Source organism: Alkalicoccus saliphilus (assembly GCF_003044065.1).
Classification (GTDB): Bacteria; Bacillota; Bacilli; order Bacillales; family Salisediminibacteriaceae; genus Alkalicoccus; species Alkalicoccus saliphilus.
In genome coordinates, this window is sequence record NZ_PZJJ01000009.1 from 1 (window position 1) to 17,434 (window position 17,434).

Below are 17,434 nucleotides of genomic sequence, written 5' to 3' on the forward strand. Positions count from 1 at the left end.
TTCTCTGTGAATGTTTTTTTCGTCATGATCTTCTCCCCGATCTTTACTCATTATCTATTTCTCATTATACAAAAAAGTACCCTATAGGTAGACTTTTTAATGTGTCTACTCTATAGGGTACACTTTATTTCCCGGGGAGAGCTTTTTCAGTGGAGAATTAATTCGATAGGTATGAGCAGTTATGAAACGTATTTCATAAAAAGAGGAAAAAAATACCGATTAAACAACTTAGTTCAGCTGCATTCATACTTCCCTGCTATAATTTCGGCCCGGGCCTTTGGGGAGAGACGAATCGTTTCTTCGGTGTCCCGGCGGATCTGTGCAGGAAGACCGGCTTTCTGGAGCCTCCTCCATGCCTCTCGTTCACTGAAACCATGACGGCCGGTTAGAAAAGAGGCCGTCGCCGAAAGGTACTGTTCACGCTCCCGTGCGGTCCACATGAAGATACCCCTGGTCCTGACGGATAATCTGTCCTTCCTCAAGGGCATTCCGCTGGACAAATCCCGGTGGAAGCTCCACCACACTTTTCGCTTTTTTAACAGGGAAAACGAGCCGCCATGGTTTCAAGTTTTCCCGAAAATGAATGATTTGATCTTCCTCGTCCAAAAAAAGTACGTCGATACTCGTGCACATAAAAAACATATGAATAGAATTACACGGAACAATCCATAAAGCTTCCCGTACTTCTTTTTGAAGCATCAGTCCTTTAAACCGCTGCCACCACGTGTCAGCTTTTTTCAGAGGAATAGTTTCAACCAGCATAAGCAATCCGCCTCTCTGTTCTTTTAAATAAACTAATTATATTATGCCACAGATTAAAAGAATTAATAGCAGGCGCAAAAAATCAGGGAGTTTTCAATAGTTCACAAACTAAAGGCTTATATACCAATACTTTTAAGTGCGATATTTCACAAAGATTACAGAAATACTAATTCCTCCTGCTTAAATTCACAGAAAAAAATTTCTAAAAATAGACAAAGTTAGGTCTAAAGTCACTTACTTTGTTCACTATAATAAACTAATATAAGAGTTAAGAAACAGCTGTCAGTCAGTTTATTCCAAAAATTAATTAATTATACAGGAGGCGTTCACTATGATGGAAATGTTCAAAAACCTATTAGTAGAAGAAGAAGGTCAGGGTATGGCGGAGTACGCACTTATTCTTGCCGGTGTCGCAATTGCCGTTATCGTAGCCCTTATTGCACTTGGAGAGGAGATTACGAACTTCATTCAGGATGACATCATGGGTAACTTTGGTGACGGAGAAGTTTAATCCTTTACTTCAAAAATATGAACAGTGTCTTCACAGGCACAGGAAGGAAGCTGTCCCCGCACCTGCGCTGGGCAGCTTTTTTTGTAGAAAGGTAGGGATATTAATGCCGCTGTTTATTTTAGCAATACTGACTCTGCTGCTGGCTGTGTCACTCATAACGGATATCGCCTCCCGCAGAATATTAAATATAGTCACTTTTCCTGCGATAGCTGCCGGCTTTCTTTATCATACGGTTACTTCCGGAATCGATGGTTTTCTGTTCAGCGGAGCCGGCTTTCTTGTCGGCTTCGGAGTGCTTTTAATTCCATTTATGCTTGGAGGAATGGGAGCGGGAGATGTGAAGCTGATGGCAGCGGTCGGGGCGCTTACCGGAATGTCATTTACACTTGCCGCTTTCGTACTCGCTGCGTTTATCGGCGGGTTTCTTGCTTTGTTTATGGTGCTGAAGCGCCATGGGGTCTTTTCTTCGTTTAAAACTGCCATTTATGCCCTTCCGTTTATGAAGGGAAGTTTTCAGGAAATGCGCCAGACCGCAAAATCCACGACGATGCCATACGGAGTGGCGATTGTCCTTGGCACGGTTTCCGCTTATGCAGGAGGGTTCGGGCTGTGAAAAGTGAAAAAGGACAGTCCATGGTTGAATTTGCCCTCGTCGTGCCGCTGCTGATCGTTCTTTTATTTAGTATTGTCGATATCAGCCGGCTTTTTCACGCTTCTTTAACAATCGATCATGCCGGAAGGGAAGCTGCCCGGGCAGCGAGTGTTCAGCTGAGCGATACGGAAGTGATGAGTGCAGCGGTTGATAATGGTTCCAGTATTTCGCTTTCCAGCAGTCATGTTCAAGTTTCCCCGATGGAAAACGGGAGGACATCCGGAAACAAAGTAACGGTGACGATTACGTATCCGGTTGACTTTCTAACACCGGTCGTCGGAAATCTGGCCGGCTCTTTTGAGCTTCAAAATACGACAGTGATGAGAATAGAGTGATGAAAATGCTGAAGAGGCTGCGCAAAGAAGAAAGAGGCAACGTCCTGGTAATAGTTGCTCTTGCTTTATCCGTTTTAATGGCAGCTGCGGCCATGGCTGTGGATGCCGGACAGCTGTATTTTGAGAAAAGTAAACTTCAGAAAACGGTGGACGCTGCGGCACTCGCCGGAGCTCACGCATACTATTCGGGGAGTCCGGAAGAAGAAGCAAGAGAAGTCGCCCGGCTGAACGGCTTTACAGTAGAGGGAGTAGGGACTCAAGAAGGGCGCGTAACGGTTTCGCACTCGTCTAACGTACCGCTTTCCTTTGCCCGGATTATCGGCATGAACGATGCAGATGTGTATGCGGATTCCACGGCTGCAACGGCAGCACTTGGACGGGGAGACCGGATTGCCCCGATAGCCGTGGAGGAAAACCAAATACCAAATGGTACTTACCTCAGCTGTGCCAGACCGGGTGAAGGCGGCAACTGTGGTTATCTGACAGGAAACGGTGCCGGAGCTTCTGCCCTGAATGATGCCTTGATTAACGGAAGAACGCTGGAGATTGGCACATATCGGCTGGAGACAGAACCAGGTGAAAAAGTCGGACAGGTTCGAAGCGCTGTTGAGGATTTAATTGCAAAAGACAGCGGGAATCCCAAATGTGCTAGTAAAGATACAGCGGACTCCTCCTGTTATCGTGTGATCACGATCCCCGTCACAGAACCAAATGCGTTCAGTATGGCTTCTGGCCGGGATCATGTAGAAATTAAGGGCTTTGCTTCCTACTGGGTGGAAGGTTACAGCAACCAGGGAGGAGAAAGAAGAATCATTGGACACTATATTGACATGGTGCGGCTCGGTGAAGGAGATCCGAATGCCCGGAACTATGGGTCGTATATCGTAAGTCTTATAGAATAACAGCAGGAGGCAGTCTATGAACACGAAAAAGATCTGGATTACAGCTATATTTGCCGGACTGATTGCCGCTGTGCTTTTATACAGTTCGGTAATTTCCAGTACAACTTCTTCGGAAAGAGAAGCCGAGGAAGCGCTGGAGCAGCAGGCAGTGGAAGAAGCGGAACAGGAAGAAGCCATGGAACGCGGGTTGACGAATCCGATAGATGAAATTGAAGAAGGCATGAGAGGTATTTCATTATTTATTAACCGCTCGGAAGAAGGCGTTTCCGGGTATATTGAGCCACAGTCACACGTCGATATTATCGCCTTTAAAAAGCCGGAGGGTGCAGAGGAGGACGATGAAGAAGAGGAAATGGGAATGGGGCGCTGGCACGAGGAGCTGACGGCGGAACTGCTTCTTCAAAATGTGAAAGTACTTGCGGCAGGGCAAGCCTACGACTCAGAAGGTGAGGCACTCCGGTACGAGCAGGTAACGGTGGAAGTAACTCCTGAAGAAGGGGTGGTTTTAAGTCTTGCCTCCAAAAATATGGACGGTTTTTATTTCATGCTCCGGCAGGAAGGTGACGACAGCATCGTCGAAGAGCCGGTGGAGTTGACCCGTCCGATTATGAGAGGAGCGGATCCGCAGTGACGTTTCAGTGGCTTTTTTATTCCGATACGAACGCGAAAGTGGAGCTTCTGGAGGAAAGTCTGCAGAAAAGAAACTACGAGCTGACCCGCCTCACTTATCTGGAGCGGCTGTTTGACTATGTAAAAAGAGAATCAGATGTCACGCTGATTATACGGGCCAGCACCGTCTACAATGCGTACCAGCTCTGCGAGGAACTTTCGGTGAAATATCCTCATATTTATATCGTGCTGATGATTCCGGATAATATGGAAAATGCACGGAAAGCGATGCAGGCGGGGGCTTCCAACATTATACGCTTCAGCGCAGATAAAGAAGATATCCGCAGCATGATCATTCATGCGGAAAAGTATATGCAGCACCGGCGCCAGCAGGCAGACGTGACCCATATGGCTGCCCCGATACTTGATCAGCGGGTAATTTCCGTATGCAGCACGAAAGGCGGTACGGGCCGCTCATCCACTACAGTTAACCTTGCAGCGGCACTTACAAAAGAAGGCCGGCGTACAGCCGTCCTGGACGCTGACATACAGTTCGGGGATGCTGCGATGTATATGGATCTCCGCCCCCGGCGGACTATCTATGAATGGATTAAAGAAGGAGACAACCGTACCGAACTGGATATCGACGGCTTTCTGACAAAGCATGAGGAAGGAGTGAGTCTCATGCCGGCTCCTTCCCGCCCGGAGTTTTTTGAGTTGGTTACCGCAGCGGATATACAGCTTGCCATACAGGAACTGAAGAAAATTTACCAGGTGATCATTATTGATACTTCAGCTGCTATTTCTGAAGTGCAGCTTCAGTGTCTGAACGACTCAGACGAAATCCTGCTTTTAACAGAAGGGTCGCTCCCGGCTGTACGAAACACGAAGCTTTATCTTGACACGCTGGAAACGATGCAGCTGAAAGAAAAAGTACGGCTGATTCATAACCGCGAAAAGAAAAAAGGCGGCATGGATCCGAACAAAATTGCTGCCCTCGCAGGACAGGATATTTACTTTTCCCTGCCTGATCAGCAGCCGCTTGTCGAAGCAGCGATAGAAGAAGGAAAGCCCTATGTTTATGCTCATCCGAAAAAACCATTGTCCAAACAAATGGCAGGTCTCGCCCGGAAGCTGCTTACAGGAACGGAAAAAGCCGCAAAAAAACCAAAGAAAAAACTGCTTTCCAAAGCGCAGTAAAGGAGGAAGGGTGCTATGTCCCTGTTTGCAAAATATGCTGTAAAGGATTCAGCTCCTCCAGCAAAAGAAAAGAAGGTGAATACAGCTGTTAAACCGGAGGAAAACAAAGAAGTACCGAAAGCAGCTGTGAAACCAAAGAGGGAAGCTCCGGTTCCTCCGAAGGACAGTATGCCGATGACCGATGAGTTTTGGAAGATGGAATCAAAAATTCATGAAGATATCGTCGAAGAGCTGAAGAAGAAAACGATTGCCACTCCGGAGCAGGAAAAAGAAATTATCGAAAAACTTGCAGGAGACAAAGTAGAAGCAGCCGGAGACAGGCTCACCTATGAACAGAAGCAGCATCTCCTGCAGGCCGTGAAGTATGAACTGTTAGGGTACGGCCCGATTACGTCTCTTCTCGACAATCCGGACATTTCGGAAGTGATGGTCAACAGCGCAAAGGATATTTACTATGAATTTAAAGGGAAGCTTGTAAAAAGCAGTCTTTCCTTCCGGGATGATGCCCACGTCAAAAGTATCATTGACCGCATTGTAGCCCCGATCGGCAGAAGAATCGATGAAAGCTCTCCTATGGTGGATGCACGTCTTCCGAACGGATCGCGTGTAAATGCCATTATCCCGCCTCTGGCATTAAAAGGACCGTCCATAACGATCCGTAAATTCTCTGAAACACCTTTCACTGCAGGGGATCTTGTCGGTTTTGGGACGTGGACAGAAGATATGGCTGATTTTGTCGAGGCCGGGGTGGATTCGGCACTGAACATTTTTATCAGCGGAGGTACCGGTTCCGGGAAAACTTCCACACTTAATGTACTTTCTTCTTTTATTCCGGAAGGCGACCGTATTGTGACGATCGAGGATGCGGCGGAGCTGAAGCTTTCCCAGGATCACGTTATTTCTCTGGAATCGAGACCGGCTAACATCGAGGGGGAAGGTCAGATAACGATCCGTGATTTAGTGAAGAACTCACTCCGTATGCGTCCGGACCGGATTGTCGTCGGGGAGATCCGTGGAGCAGAGGCGCTCGATATGCTTCAGGCGATGAACACCGGACACGACGGGAGCTTAAGCACCGGTCACGCAAACTCCCCCCGGGACATGCTTTCCCGGATCGAAACGATGGTCATGATGGCAGGGTTCGACCTGCCGGTACGGGCTATCCGCGAGCAGATCTCAAGTGCCATCGATATAATCATTCAGCAGTCCAGGCTCCGCGACGGCAGCCGAAAAATCACCCACATTACCGAAGTACTAGGGATGGAAGGGGATACGATCGTCCTTCAGGATTTATTTGTGTACAAAGAAACCGGTGTGGATGAGCAGGGGAACCTTATCGGCCGCTTTACCCCGACAGGCATTCGTCCAAAAGTTTCCGACCGTCTGGAAAGCAACGGATTTGAACTGCCGGGACGCTGGTTTGACGAGGAGCCGGTTGATGAATAGTCTGCTCGCACTCCTATTGCTGGTGATTTTTTTCAGTACTTTTTTTTACGCTGTGCTTTATCGGCTTCAGCAGAACAAAATTCGTAAACAGCGGGTACTTCATTATATTCCGGTGGAGGAAGAAAAAGAAATATCATCTGTGACAAATGAAAAAAAGGCTTCTCCGATTCTGCAGGGTGCAGGGCGTCTGCTTCAATTTTTACCGCAGAAACAGAAAACGCAGGATATGCTGGAGCAGGCAGGCTATAAGATATCCGCAGCAGAATTTACGGCGGTGCGTTTGTTTGTATCCTTAATTTTCGGACTGATTGCCTGGCTGCTTATGTCATCGCTGTTTTATGGAATCGCAGGTATGCTCGCAGGTTATATTGGCAGCGGAATGTTTGTAGCGTATAAAAGAAAAAAGAGACTGGATCTGCTGACGTACCAGCTGATTGAAACGCTCGGTACAATGGCCAATTCCCTTCGTGCCGGCTTCAGCTTTCTGCAGGCGATGCAGCTCGTAGCCAAAGAAATGCCTGATCCGCTCGGGCCGGAATTCGGACGGGTTGTTAGAGAAATTACTCTCGGGCGGCCTGTCGATGAAGCATTGATCCGTATGACAGAACGCCTGCCGAATAAAGAGCTGGAAGTCATTATGCAGGGGATTGTCGCCCAGAGGGAAAACGGCGGCAACCTTGCCGGGCTGCTTCTTTCCATGGAAGAAACGATCCGTGGGCGTATCCGCGTGCAGGAAGAGCTGAAAACACTCGTAGCTCAGGGGAAAATGTCATCCTGGGTCATCACGCTGCTTCCGGTTGCTCTCGGTCTGTTTATGTATTTTGTAAACTATGAATATATGGGCATTATGTTTGAGGAACTGCTCGGCTGGGTGATGTTAATAGTCGGGGGCATGTCTGTGTTTATCGGCTGGTTTTTAATCCAGAAAGTCATAAAAATTGAGGTGTAGCCTGTGACTGCATTGCTGATGTTTTCAACAATTACCGTTTCTCTTATTTTTGCAGCCGCCGGAATTCTTTTTACTGTGTTCCGCAGTGAACTTACTGTCTCTGAACGCACAGCAGTCTATATCGGCCAAGTCGAAAAAAGGAAACCGCAGAAAGTTCACGGAACTTCTCCTGTAGCAAAACTATGGGAAAAAGGCATCGAAGCTTCTGAAAAATACGTGTCTCCTTCAGAGGAAAAAAAAGTCGGTAAAATGCTCCGGGATGCCGGTTTTGTAAAGAAGATGTCCGTAACAGAATTCCGGCTTCGTCAAATGGCTGCGGCCTTTACAGCAGGCGGGCTGATGCTGTTTTTATTTTTTATGATGACCGGAAGTATTTTTACTGCCGTATTTCTCGCTCTCCCGGTCGGCTTTATCGGCTGGCGCCTGCCGGTATTTTATTTAAAGAAAAAACGGGATGAAAGAATCCGCCAGATTGATCTCGATATGCCGGACTTTTTTGATACAGTGAATCTTCTTGTTGAAGCGGGTGTAGGTGTGGATGCAGCGATCGCTGTCGTCTGCCGGAAGAAGGAAGGACCTCTTGCTGATGAATTTCTCATTGTGCTTGACGATATGAAACGGGGAAAATCAAAAAGAGAAGCTTTTCACGATTTAAAACAGCGCGTGCCGTCTGAGTCTTTTCAGAGTATTATTACGTCAATGATCCAGGCGGATCAGCTCGGTATCGGCCTCTCGAACGTCCTGCGCAACCTCACGATCCGTATCCGCGAACAGCGGAGGGAAAAAGCGAGGGAGCTGGCGATGAAGGCGCCGGTAAAAATGCTTTTTCCGATGGTCATATTTATTTTCCCGGCCCTCTTTATTGTAATTTTAGGACCTTTTATGGTGAACCTGTTTGTGAATGGGCTGTTCTAAATAAAATACAAAATGAAAGATCCTGTGATATGCAGGATCTTTTTTTATGTAAATAATTATTTTTAAAAGAAAATTTTACCTTTAAAACACTGATATAACAGCTTTTTTATACTTTATAAAGAAATTTTTTCAAAAATATTCAAAAAAAAGCTTTACAATTTCGTTATAACGAATTAATATAAGTTTTAAGAGCTGTTCGTTAATAAGAATAAACGCTCTTAAAAAAATATTAGGGAGGAATTTATTATGATGATGGAGCAGATGAAAAGACTGATGGTAGAAGAAGAAGGACAGGGCATGGCGGAATACGGACTTATTCTTGCGGGTGTAGCAATTGTAGCTGCAGCAACATTCGGTCTGCTAGGGGCAGAAATTAATACTTTGATTCAATCTATAATTGATGCACTCTAATTCAAACTGAAAGAGTAATCGTGTCTCTCAAGGCACAGGGGAAAGAGCTGTCCTACGCCTGAAGGACAGCTCTTTTCTTTTCATCAAAATAGAGGAGGGAGCAGCATGACAGTTGTCATTATTGCCGTGCTCGGCATCGCGGTCGGGGTCTCCTTAATAACAGACCTGAGCTCACGGCGGATTTTAAACATTATAACCTTTCCTGCAATATTATTGGGATTCATTCTTCACACAGCTTCGGCTGGACTGGAAGGATTTTTCTTCAGCGGCACCGGATTTCTTGTCGGCCTCGGACTGCTCCTTATTCCATTTTTTCTAGGAGGGATGGGAGCAGGAGATGTCAAACTCATGGCAGCTGTAGGAGCACTTATGGGAACAGGATTTGTATTATCTGTCTTTCTTTTTGCAGGCATAACTGGTGGATTGATGGCTTTATATATGATAGCGAGAGACCGGGGCGCTTTTACTTCCGCGGCCTCCATCATATATGCCGTACCTCTGCTAAAGGGAACGGCCGGCAGTTTTAAGGCTTTCCGGTCCCGAGCAAAAAAGACAACGCTCCCGTACGGCGTGGCGATTGCAGCGGGAACGATTATTACTTTTGCAGGAAGCGTCATTGGGGGAGTGCTGCCGGTATGAAAAGTGAAAAAGGCCAGGCCATGGTCGAATTTGCGCTCATCCTTCCGGTACTTGCCGTACTTCTCTTTGGTGTAGTGGATGTTGGAAGAATGTTTCATGCTTCACTCACGCTGGATCATGTAGGGAGGGAGGCGGCCAGGGCAGCGAGCGTGCAGCAGGGGGATGCGGAAGTAATGGCAGTTGCTCTGGAAAGAGGAAGCAGTATTTCTTTGACAAGCAGCCAGGTACAGGTCAGCCCGGGGGAAGGCGGCAGGGAATCGGGGGAGAAAGTAACGGTAACGGTGACTCATTCTGTACCGCTCGTTACGCCGTTTATTGAAGGCTGGTCGGGACCGGTGGAGCTATCCAATACGACAGTCATGAGAATTGAGTGATGAACATGAGGAAAATATTGAATAAACTGCTGAAAAAAGAAGAAGGCAATGTAGCAGTAATCGTTGCAGCCGGTATGGCAGCGCTTATCGGAATCGCAGCAATGGCAGTGGATGCCGGGCAGCTTTATTTTGAAAAAAGTCAGCTGCAGAAAACAGTGGACGCCGCAGCTCTGGCCGGTGCGCAGGTTTATTATGTAGACTCGGGAGCCCCGGCAGCGGAAGCAGTGGAAGTTGCAGGAGCCAACGGCTACGTCATTGATTCCGGTAACGTCGAGCTCGGTGAAAGCTACGTGAGAGTTTCCCATTCTTCGGAAGTATCGTTAACTTTTGCAAGAGTGCTCGGATTTCAGACGGCTGACGTACATGCTACTGCTGCGGCGGCTATTTACCCATTGAGTAAAAGCATTTTTGCGGCTCCGATCGCAGTACAGGAGAGCCACATACCAAATGGCGAATTTTTAAACTGTGAAAATCCCGGTAATGCAGTAGACCGGGTGAACTTCAACAGTAAATGGACCGGCAGCAGCTCAGAAGCGTATAAAACAGCTTTTAAAAAGGGATATGCGGACGGGTTCGAAGACGGGTATGAACGGAAGACGCCGGCTTCGCTGCCGGACGAACCTTCAGGAGACTCAGAAAAAGGTTATAAAGAAGGTTATGAGGACGGCTATGAAGACGGGGAAGATGCTTTTAACGACCCGGGACAGCGGGGGAACTGCGGTTATTTAGCTACTGGAGGAACAGGGGGAAGTAATCTCTACGATGCTTTTACTAACGGGGTGGAATACGATCTGTCAGATATAGTCAATGAAGATCCGGACGGGCCGAACGCTGAACAGGAAGATACGAATACCGAGCCTGGAAAGAAACACGGACAGGTAAGCAAGGCAGTAAATGACCTCATAGCAGAAGACAGCGGCAAACCCCACTGTCAGTCACCGGATACAGCGGATAATTCCTGCAGCCGAGTAATCATTGTTGCCGTAGTAGCAGATGGGACGTTTGATACGATTTCCGGAAGGGATTCCGTGGAAATCATCGGATTTGCCTCGTACTGGCTGAAAGGTATGGGTAACGGACAGAATAAGCACCGTATTATCGGTCATTTTATCGACATGGTCACTCTTGGAGAAGGGGAGGAAGGAATACCGGAGCACGGAGCCTATAACGTCCGGCTGATCGATTAACGATAGGAGGAAGCAGGAATGAATACGAAAAAAGTGTGGCTTGCAGCCCTCGTCACCGGGATGATTGCTGCAGTGCTGATCTACAGTGCCTTTGTAACTAACATTACGTCGCCGGAAGAAGAAGCCCAGATTGCGGAAGAACAGGCAGCAATGGAAGAACAGGAAGCAGAAGCGGAGTTTGAAAGAAACAAAGTAAACCCAATTGTTGAAATTGAAGAAGGAAAACGGGCGGTTTCTCTCCGTGTTACCCACACGGAAGAAGGGGTGTCCGGTTATATTGAACCGAAATCACAGGTTGATATTGTCGCTTACCAGACAGAGATTGAAGAAGAACAGGAAGAAGATTCGGAAGACATTTCAGAAACTGAGTTTTTGACAGCAGAATTAATTCTTCAGGATGTAAAAGTACTGGCATCCGGTGCTTCTGCAGATTCAGAAAATGAAGCCCTTCGTTATGAAACGGTGACTGTTGAAGTAACGCCGGAGGAAGGAGTCCTTCTCAGTCTTGCAGCTAAAGACCAGGACGGCTTTTACTTCCTGCTTCGGAATGAAGAGGATGGAAGCGTTGAAGAGGACGAGATCAGCCTTACAAGACAGGTTATGAAAGGAGAGAGACAGTAATGAATATGCAGTGGCTGTTTTATTCCGATACAAACGCACGGGCGGATCTCCTGGAGGAAAGTCTGGAGCGGAGGGACTACAAGCTGAAACGGGTTACTTATCTGGAACGTCTGTTTGATCATTTGAAAAAAGATCCGAACGCTGTGCTCATTATTAAAGCAAATAAAATCTACAACGTCTACCAGCTCTGTGAAGAGTTGTCGGTAAAGTATCCACACATTCATATTGTTCTCATGATTCCTGACAATATGGAAAACGCCAAAAAAGCGATGCAGGCAGGGGCTTCGAATACGCTCCGGACGAGCTCGGACAAAGATGAAATCAGGGAAATGATTCTTCACGCTGAAAAATACGTGCAGCACCGTATGCAGCGGGAAGACGTCACGGACCTTCCGCTCATTGCACTTGACCAGCGGGTTATGGCGGTATCAAGTACGAAAGGCGGCTCCGGACGTTCGACACTTGCTGTTAATCTTGCTGTTTCATTTGCTGCCCAAGGACAGCGGACGGCTGTCCTGGACGGAGATATTCAGTTTGGTGATGCGGCCATGTATTTGAATGTCAAACCGAAAAAAACTATATACGAATGGATTAAAGAAGGAGACAACCGGAAGGAACTTGATATAGACCAGTTCATGACCAAGCATGAATCCGGTGTCAGCGTATTCGCAGCTCCTTCCCGTCCGGAATTTTTTGAGATGATCACTGCAGATGATATTCAGCTTGCTGTCGAAGAATTAAAAAAAGTTTATCAAGTTATTGTTGTTGATAATTCCGCTTCGATTTCAGAAGTGCACCTCCAGGTTTTGAAAGAAGCAGACGATATTCTGCTGCTGACAAACGGAGAACTCCCGGCGGTACGAAGCAGCAGGCTGTACCTGGATACGCTGGAATCACTCAACCTGCACAGCAAAGTCCGGCTGATACACAATCGACGTAAGAAGAAAGACGGCATTGACCCAAAAAAAATGGAAGAACTGATTGGGGCCGGAATTTTCGCGTCGATCACCGATCAGGAAACAGTAGTCGGAGCTTCTATTCAGGAAGGCATCCCGTACGTAATTTCGCAGCCGAAAAAGCAGGTTTCCAAAGATGTCAAAGCACTCGCAGGTAAGCTGCTTTCCGGTTCATCAGAAAAACCTGCGAAGAAAAAATCAAAGAAACTTATTGCTGAAGCGCAGTAACAGAAGGGGGGAGACAGAAAATGTCACTTTTTTCAAAATATGCGGAAAAACCGGCAGTCCCGAAAATAACAATTCCCAATGTAAAAGAAGCGGTGGCAGAACCTCCGGCTGAAGAAGTGGAAACAACCGAAGAATTCTGGGAACTGGAAGGACTTATTCATACAGCGATAGTGGAAGAGCTGAAGAAAAAAACAATCACCAGTCGTGAAGAAGAGAAAAAGCTGATTGAAGAAAAAGGCGAGGCACTTGTAGAAGAACACGGGGCCCGGCTGACATTTGAGCAGAAAAAACAGCTTCTCGAAGCGGTCCGGCATGAACTTCTCGGCTACGGTCCGATTACCTCCCTTCTCGATAACCCGGATGTAACGGAAGTAATGGTTAACAGTGCGAAGGAAATTTATTACGAGTATAAAGGAAAAATACGCAGAAGCAGTCTTACCTTCCGGGACGACCCACATGTAAGAAGTGTAATCGAAAGGATTGTGTCACCGCTTGGAAGGCGTATTGATGAAAGCTCTCCGATGGTGGATGCAAGACTTCCGAATGGCTCCCGTGTGAATGCAATCATACCACCGCTTGCGCTTAAAGGATCTTCTCTCACAATCCGAAAATTTTCAGAAACGCCTTTTACTAGCAGTGACCTCGTCCGCTTCGGTACCTGGAATGAAGATATGGCAGGATTTGTGGAAGCATGTGTCCGTTCGGATTTAAATATTTTTATCAGTGGGGGGACCGGCTCTGGTAAAACGTCTACATTAAATGTATTTTCCTCTTTCATTCCGGAGGGAGAACGAATTATAACAATCGAGGATGCAGCGGAACTGAAACTTTCGCAGAACCACGTCATTTCTTTGGAATCACGACCACCGAACATTGAAGGAGAAGGGCAGATAACGATCAGGGATCTCGTGAGAAACTCTCTTCGTATGCGTCCGGACCGTATAGTGGTCGGGGAAATCCGGGGAGCGGAGGCGCTCGACATGCTTCAGGCGATGAATACCGGGCACGATGGGAGTCTCAGCACTGGTCACGCCAATGCACCTCGCGATATGCTTTCCCGTATCGAAACGATGGTTATGATGGCGGGATTTGATCTGCCGGTGCGCGCGATCCGTGAGCAGATTGCGAGTGCGATTGATATTATTGTTCACCAGTCCCGGATGAAAGACGGTACGAGAAAAATCACACATATTACCGAAGTACTCGGTATGGAAGGTGATACGATCGTTCTCCAGGATATTTTCCTGTATAAAGAAACAGGAACGGATGAAAACGGGCGCCTGCAGGGAGAATTTCATCCTACGGGTATTCGTCCAAAAGCTGCGGAGGCTCTGGAACTGAATGGTTTTAAAATTCCGGGATCCTGGTTTGACAGGAGGTGGGACGATGAATAGTCTGATCGTTCTGGTGCTGCTGATGGCTGCCGCTACAGCATTGTTTTATCAGATTTTTACCGGTATCGTAAAACGTAGACGCCTGAAAGACCGTATCAGCCGTTTTGTTTCCACACGGGGCTCAGGAGAAGCAAAAACGAAAGAGCGGGAGAAATTTTCCTTTATTGAAAAAGCAGGAAAAGGGTTGAAGTTTATTCCGAGCCGAAAAAAAACAGAAGTGCTTCTTCAGCAGGCCGGAACTTCCTTGACAGGACCGGAATTTCTGGCGGTACGAGTCGGAGGGTCCATTATGACAGCCGTCGTTTTCTGGATGTTTTCCGATTCCTGGCTGGCACTGGCCGCTGCTGTACCGATCGGTTTTTTTATTCCTGTACTGTATATGAAGAGAAAACGCACGAAGCGTCTCCAGCTGCTTACTTATCAGCTTGTAGAAACGCTCGGTACGATGGCTAACTCTCTCCGGGCCGGGTTCAGCTTCATGCAGGCAATGCAGATGGTTGCGAAGGAAATGCCGGACCCGCTCGGTCCTGAATTCGGACGGGTGGTCAGGGAAATCAGTCTTGGACGTCCTACAGCAGAAGCTCTTCAACGTATGAGTGAACGGCTGCCGAATAAGGAACTGGAAGTTATTGTTCAGGGAATCATCGCCCAGAGAGAAAGCGGGGGTAATCTGGCAGAGCTTCTGTTGGCGATGGAAGAAACGATCAGCGGCCGAATCCGGGTGCTGGATGAGCTGAAAACGCTCGTTACCCAAGGGAAGATGAGTTCCTGGATTATAACCCTCCTGCCGGTCGGGGTGGGAGTATTTATGTATATGTTCAATTACGAATACATGTCAATAATGGTTGAACATCCCCTGGGACTCACGCTGTTGTTTTTTACAGCACTGTCTATTTTATTGGGGTGGTTAATGATTCAAAAAGTTATCAGGATAGAGGTGTAGATCATGAGTCCACTTGTTACGTTTCCGTTTATTGCGGCAGCTCTCGTGTTCACAGCCGCCGCTGTCTATTTCACGGTCTTCCGCAGGGAACTCCAGCTGCAGAACCGGAGTGAAGCGTACGTAGGAGTGTCGGAGAGAAGTGTAACTCCTGAAAAGAAAAATGCTCCTCCGCCTGTACTGCATTCTTTATGGGAAAAAGGGATTGAATTCACGAACAGATACATTACTTCTTCTGAACAAAAAAAGGTAGAACTGCTTCTTCGCGACGCGGGATACATGAAAAAGAAAACCGCGGTGGAATTCCGTTTCACCCAGCTTGCCGCTGGGCTTGTATCAGGTGGAGCCGGCGTATTATTGTTCAGCTCAGCTGCAGGAGAATTACTGCCGGCACTGTTTGTTGGATTGGTAATGGCCGTTCTCGGTTTCCGCCTCCCTGTATTTTATTTAAAAAAGCAGCGGGATAAGCGGGTGAAAAAAATTCAGCTGGAAATGCCGGACTTTTTTGATACGGTGAACCTTCTTATCGAAGCAGGAGTCGGGGTGGATGCGGCGATTTCCTCCGTATGCTACAAAAAACCGGGACCGCTCTCGGACGAGTTTTTAATCGTACTCGATGATATGAAGCGTGGTAAATCGAAACGGGAAGCTTTCCAGGACTTAAAACGGCGTGTGCCTTCCCAGTCGTTTCAAAGTGTTGTCACTTCCATGATCCAGGCGGATGAACTCGGTATCGGCATGTCCAACGTATTGCGGAATCTGACAGCACGGATCCGCGAACAGCGTCGGGAGAGCGCCCGGGAGCAGGCGATGAAAGCACCGGTGAAAATGCTGTTTCCGATGGTGCTGTTTATATTTCCGGCACTGTTCATGGTCATCCTCGGTCCATTTGCGGTTGATATATTTGTAAACGGTCTTTTTTAAAGAATAGTAATCTATAAAGAAGCTGCTTCGGAATTTGCCTGAAGCAGTTTTTTTAGTACCGTTTGCATAAAGTTTTGCGGAAAAGGTGTGATAAACTTAATGGAAAGTACATTAGGAGGGATTGGATGAAACTCCTTTCATTATATGCCGGACTTCCGAAGCCAAAAGAATGGCAGGGGAGGGAAATCACCACTGCTCTCGTCAAAGAACAACTTTCGGGTCCTGCCTTTCTCGGAAGGACGAACCTTGAAGGAGACGGCCAGGCTGATCTGGTTCATCACGGCGGAGAGGATAAAGCAGTCTGTGTTTACCCGCAGGAACACTACAGCTACTGGGAAAAAGAGATCGGATGCCGTCTTCCGGAAGCAGCATTCGGAGAAAATTTTTCAGTTAGCGGTATGAAGGAATCAGCCGTACATATAGGAGACGTTTTTGAGGTGGGGGAAGCGGTTGTCCAGATTTCCCAGCCGAGGGAACCATGCTACAAACCAGCTGCAAGACTTGGGATAAAAGAACTTCCACAGCTGATCCGGGAAACCGGGTACAGCGGATACTATATAAGGGTGCTGCAAGAAGGGATCGTAAAGCCCGGTGATTTTCTGAAACGGATTAAAACGGGAGAAAAGAAAATAACGATAGCCGAGGCAAATCGTATTAAGTATCATGACACGAAGAATGCTGAAAAAACAGCAGAACTCCTTCAGGAAGAAGCGCTGGCAGATGCCTGGCGTATCCCGTTGGAAAAAAGGACTGCTATATTAAAAGAAGAGAAAGGATTTAAAGAATGACTATTCCAGTTTTATATGAAGATAACCATATTGTCGTAATTGAAAAGCCGGTCAACCTTCCTGTGCAGGAGGATCAGACCGGAGATAGAGATGTTTTGTCCCAATTAAAAGAGGATGTAAAACAAAGATATAATAAACCGGGAAACGTATATATCGGGATGATTCACCGTCTGGACCGGCCGGTCGGCGGCGTGATGGTTTTTGCAAGAACGTCCAAGGCTGCATCCCGTCTGTCGGATGCTGTCCGACGCCATGCATTTGATAAGGAGTACCTTGCGGTGGTCCGCGGCAAGCCGGTCCATAAAGCGGGAAGACTGGAGAACTACCTTCTGAAAGATACAGATAAAAACCAGGTGTACGTGAAAAAGGAAGGGACACCGGGCGCCAAGCAGGCAGTGCTTGAATACCAGGTGCAGGAGCAGCAGAAGAATCTGGCGCTGCTGGAAGTAAATCTGATGACAGGAAGGCCCCATCAGATCCGGGTGCAGCTTTCCCATGCCGGCATGCCGATTTACGGCGACCAGAAATACGGGAGTCATGTAAATCAGCCGGGAGAGCAGATTGCCCTCTGGTCGCACCGGCTCACCTTTGTCCATCCTGTAAAAAAAGAAGAAATGACTTTCGTTTCTTCGCCGCCTGCAGAATTTCCATGGAGCCAGTTCCACCGCCTCCGTGAAGAAACCATCTAAAG

The 17,434-nt window shown here is 47.4% G+C and carries 22 protein-coding genes; 20 read left to right on the top strand and 2 right to left on the bottom strand.

Annotated features, from left to right (window positions below):
• Nucleotides 1-233 precede the first annotated feature (233 nt).
• Both C6Y45_RS07040 and C6Y45_RS07045 read right to left on the bottom strand, forming a co-directional pair.
• Nucleotides 234-440, bottom strand: a complete 207-nt coding sequence (locus tag C6Y45_RS07040; protein ID WP_107584528.1) for a hypothetical protein — start codon at nucleotides 438-440, stop codon at nucleotides 234-236.
• Entirely contained in the window at nucleotides 418-762 is a 345-nt protein-coding gene (locus tag C6Y45_RS07045; protein ID WP_107584529.1) for a DUF192 domain-containing protein, read from the bottom strand. The genes C6Y45_RS07040 and C6Y45_RS07045 overlap by 23 nt, the downstream gene beginning before the upstream one ends.
• A gap of 331 nt (nucleotides 763-1,093) precedes the next feature.
• On the opposite strand from C6Y45_RS07045, the gene C6Y45_RS07050 reads away from it, so the two are divergent.
• The 20 genes from C6Y45_RS07050 (at nucleotide 1,094) to C6Y45_RS07145 (ending at nucleotide 17,432) form a co-directional block, all read left to right on the top strand.
• Nucleotides 1,094-1,273 (top strand): Flp family type IVb pilin, encoded by a 180-nt coding sequence (locus C6Y45_RS07050; RefSeq protein ID WP_107584530.1) that lies wholly within the window; start codon nucleotides 1,094-1,096, stop codon nucleotides 1,271-1,273.
• A 103-nt stretch (nucleotides 1,274-1,376) separates the two neighbouring features.
• Nucleotides 1,377-1,886, top strand: a complete 510-nt coding sequence (locus C6Y45_RS07055) for an A24 family peptidase (protein WP_107584531.1) — start codon at nucleotides 1,377-1,379, stop codon at nucleotides 1,884-1,886.
• Entirely contained in the window at nucleotides 1,883-2,260 is a 378-nt protein-coding gene (locus tag C6Y45_RS07060) for a TadE/TadG family type IV pilus assembly protein (protein ID WP_107584532.1), read from the top strand. The genes C6Y45_RS07055 and C6Y45_RS07060 overlap by 4 nt, the downstream gene beginning before the upstream one ends.
• Nucleotides 2,260-3,162, top strand: a complete 903-nt coding sequence (locus tag C6Y45_RS07065) for a pilus assembly protein TadG-related protein (RefSeq protein WP_107584533.1) — start codon at nucleotides 2,260-2,262, stop codon at nucleotides 3,160-3,162. The genes C6Y45_RS07060 and C6Y45_RS07065 overlap by 1 nt, the downstream gene beginning before the upstream one ends.
• Before the next feature lie 16 nt (nucleotides 3,163-3,178).
• The gene (locus tag C6Y45_RS07070; RefSeq protein ID WP_107584534.1) at nucleotides 3,179-3,793 is read left to right on the top strand and encodes an RcpC/CpaB family pilus assembly protein; all 615 of its coding nucleotides are present in this window, start codon (nucleotides 3,179-3,181) and stop codon (nucleotides 3,791-3,793) included.
• Nucleotides 3,790-4,971, top strand: a complete 1,182-nt coding sequence (locus C6Y45_RS07075) for a CpaE/TadZ family protein (protein WP_107584535.1) — start codon at nucleotides 3,790-3,792, stop codon at nucleotides 4,969-4,971. The genes C6Y45_RS07070 and C6Y45_RS07075 overlap by 4 nt, the downstream gene beginning before the upstream one ends.
• A gap of 15 nt (nucleotides 4,972-4,986) precedes the next feature.
• On the top strand, nucleotides 4,987-6,417 hold the full coding sequence (locus C6Y45_RS07080) for a TadA family conjugal transfer-associated ATPase (protein ID WP_107584536.1): 1,431 nt from the start codon (nucleotides 4,987-4,989) through the stop codon (nucleotides 6,415-6,417).
• On the top strand, nucleotides 6,410-7,366 hold the full coding sequence (locus tag C6Y45_RS07085; protein WP_160058191.1) for a type II secretion system F family protein: 957 nt from the start codon (nucleotides 6,410-6,412) through the stop codon (nucleotides 7,364-7,366). Before C6Y45_RS07080 ends, C6Y45_RS07085 begins: the two co-directional genes overlap by 8 nt.
• Before the next feature lie 3 nt (nucleotides 7,367-7,369).
• The gene (locus C6Y45_RS07090) at nucleotides 7,370-8,281 is read left to right on the top strand and encodes a type II secretion system F family protein (protein ID WP_107584538.1); all 912 of its coding nucleotides are present in this window, start codon (nucleotides 7,370-7,372) and stop codon (nucleotides 8,279-8,281) included.
• 246 nt (nucleotides 8,282-8,527) lie between these two features.
• Complete coding sequence (locus C6Y45_RS07095; RefSeq protein ID WP_245922605.1) at nucleotides 8,528-8,692, top strand: Flp family type IVb pilin; 165 nt, start codon at nucleotides 8,528-8,530, stop codon at nucleotides 8,690-8,692.
• A 105-nt stretch (nucleotides 8,693-8,797) separates the two neighbouring features.
• Complete coding sequence (locus C6Y45_RS07100; protein ID WP_107584539.1) at nucleotides 8,798-9,331, top strand: A24 family peptidase; 534 nt, start codon at nucleotides 8,798-8,800, stop codon at nucleotides 9,329-9,331.
• Nucleotides 9,328-9,705, top strand: a complete 378-nt coding sequence (locus C6Y45_RS07105; protein ID WP_107584540.1) for a TadE/TadG family type IV pilus assembly protein — start codon at nucleotides 9,328-9,330, stop codon at nucleotides 9,703-9,705. Before C6Y45_RS07100 ends, C6Y45_RS07105 begins: the two co-directional genes overlap by 4 nt.
• A gap of 17 nt (nucleotides 9,706-9,722) precedes the next feature.
• Nucleotides 9,723-10,892, top strand: coding sequence for a pilus assembly protein TadG-related protein (locus C6Y45_RS07110; protein ID WP_160058192.1), 1,170 nt, complete (start codon nucleotides 9,723-9,725; stop codon nucleotides 10,890-10,892).
• Nucleotides 10,893-10,910: 18 nt separating this feature from the next.
• Nucleotides 10,911-11,513: an RcpC/CpaB family pilus assembly protein gene (locus tag C6Y45_RS07115; RefSeq protein ID WP_107584542.1), complete on the top strand. Its 603-nt coding sequence runs from the start codon at nucleotides 10,911-10,913 to the stop codon at nucleotides 11,511-11,513.
• Nucleotides 11,513-12,697: an AAA family ATPase gene (locus C6Y45_RS07120; RefSeq protein WP_107584543.1), complete on the top strand. Its 1,185-nt coding sequence runs from the start codon at nucleotides 11,513-11,515 to the stop codon at nucleotides 12,695-12,697. The genes C6Y45_RS07115 and C6Y45_RS07120 overlap by 1 nt, the downstream gene beginning before the upstream one ends.
• Before the next feature lie 20 nt (nucleotides 12,698-12,717).
• A complete protein-coding gene (locus C6Y45_RS07125; protein ID WP_107584544.1) occupies nucleotides 12,718-14,091 on the top strand; it encodes a TadA family conjugal transfer-associated ATPase in 1,374 nt (457 codons plus the stop codon).
• Nucleotides 14,084-15,034, top strand: coding sequence for a type II secretion system F family protein (locus C6Y45_RS07130; protein ID WP_160058193.1), 951 nt, complete (start codon nucleotides 14,084-14,086; stop codon nucleotides 15,032-15,034). Before C6Y45_RS07125 ends, C6Y45_RS07130 begins: the two co-directional genes overlap by 8 nt.
• 3 nt (nucleotides 15,035-15,037) lie before the next feature.
• On the top strand, nucleotides 15,038-15,955 hold the full coding sequence (locus C6Y45_RS07135) for a type II secretion system F family protein (protein WP_107584546.1): 918 nt from the start codon (nucleotides 15,038-15,040) through the stop codon (nucleotides 15,953-15,955).
• A gap of 125 nt (nucleotides 15,956-16,080) precedes the next feature.
• On the top strand, nucleotides 16,081-16,743 hold the full coding sequence (locus C6Y45_RS07140) for an MOSC domain-containing protein (RefSeq protein ID WP_107584547.1): 663 nt from the start codon (nucleotides 16,081-16,083) through the stop codon (nucleotides 16,741-16,743).
• The gene (locus tag C6Y45_RS07145; RefSeq protein WP_107584548.1) at nucleotides 16,740-17,432 is read left to right on the top strand and encodes an RluA family pseudouridine synthase; all 693 of its coding nucleotides are present in this window, start codon (nucleotides 16,740-16,742) and stop codon (nucleotides 17,430-17,432) included. Before C6Y45_RS07140 ends, C6Y45_RS07145 begins: the two co-directional genes overlap by 4 nt.
• Nucleotides 17,433-17,434: the final 2 nt, after the last annotated feature.

Bases quoted from the DNA above. Each gene is read 5' to 3' on its own strand.
- C6Y45_RS07115 (WP_107584542.1), top strand. From the start codon at position 10,911: ATGAATACGAAAAAAGTGTGGCTTGCAGCCCTCGTCACCGGGATGATT.
- C6Y45_RS07080 (WP_107584536.1), top strand. From the start codon at position 4,987: ATGTCCCTGTTTGCAAAATATGCTGTAAAGGATTCAGCTCCTCCAGCA.
- C6Y45_RS07100 (WP_107584539.1), top strand. From the start codon at position 8,798: ATGACAGTTGTCATTATTGCCGTGCTCGGCATCGCGGTCGGGGTCTCC.
- C6Y45_RS07085 (WP_160058191.1), top strand. From the start codon at position 6,410: ATGAATAGTCTGCTCGCACTCCTATTGCTGGTGATTTTTTTCAGTACT.
- C6Y45_RS07065 (WP_107584533.1), top strand. From the start codon at position 2,260: ATGAAAATGCTGAAGAGGCTGCGCAAAGAAGAAAGAGGCAACGTCCTG.
- C6Y45_RS07045 (WP_107584529.1), bottom strand. From the start codon at position 762: ATGCTGGTTGAAACTATTCCTCTGAAAAAAGCTGACACGTGGTGGCAG.
- C6Y45_RS07130 (WP_160058193.1), top strand. From the start codon at position 14,084: ATGAATAGTCTGATCGTTCTGGTGCTGCTGATGGCTGCCGCTACAGCA.
- C6Y45_RS07095 (WP_245922605.1), top strand. From the start codon at position 8,528: ATGATGATGGAGCAGATGAAAAGACTGATGGTAGAAGAAGAAGGACAG.
- C6Y45_RS07050 (WP_107584530.1), top strand. From the start codon at position 1,094: ATGATGGAAATGTTCAAAAACCTATTAGTAGAAGAAGAAGGTCAGGGT.
- C6Y45_RS07145 (WP_107584548.1), top strand. From the start codon at position 16,740: ATGACTATTCCAGTTTTATATGAAGATAACCATATTGTCGTAATTGAA.
- C6Y45_RS07135 (WP_107584546.1), top strand. From the start codon at position 15,038: ATGAGTCCACTTGTTACGTTTCCGTTTATTGCGGCAGCTCTCGTGTTC.
- C6Y45_RS07140 (WP_107584547.1), top strand. From the start codon at position 16,081: ATGAAACTCCTTTCATTATATGCCGGACTTCCGAAGCCAAAAGAATGG.
- C6Y45_RS07040 (WP_107584528.1), bottom strand. From the start codon at position 440: ATGTGGACCGCACGGGAGCGTGAACAGTACCTTTCGGCGACGGCCTCT.
- C6Y45_RS07120 (WP_107584543.1), top strand. From the start codon at position 11,513: ATGAATATGCAGTGGCTGTTTTATTCCGATACAAACGCACGGGCGGAT.
- C6Y45_RS07105 (WP_107584540.1), top strand. From the start codon at position 9,328: ATGAAAAGTGAAAAAGGCCAGGCCATGGTCGAATTTGCGCTCATCCTT.
- C6Y45_RS07125 (WP_107584544.1), top strand. From the start codon at position 12,718: ATGTCACTTTTTTCAAAATATGCGGAAAAACCGGCAGTCCCGAAAATA.
- C6Y45_RS07055 (WP_107584531.1), top strand. From the start codon at position 1,377: ATGCCGCTGTTTATTTTAGCAATACTGACTCTGCTGCTGGCTGTGTCA.
- C6Y45_RS07070 (WP_107584534.1), top strand. From the start codon at position 3,179: ATGAACACGAAAAAGATCTGGATTACAGCTATATTTGCCGGACTGATT.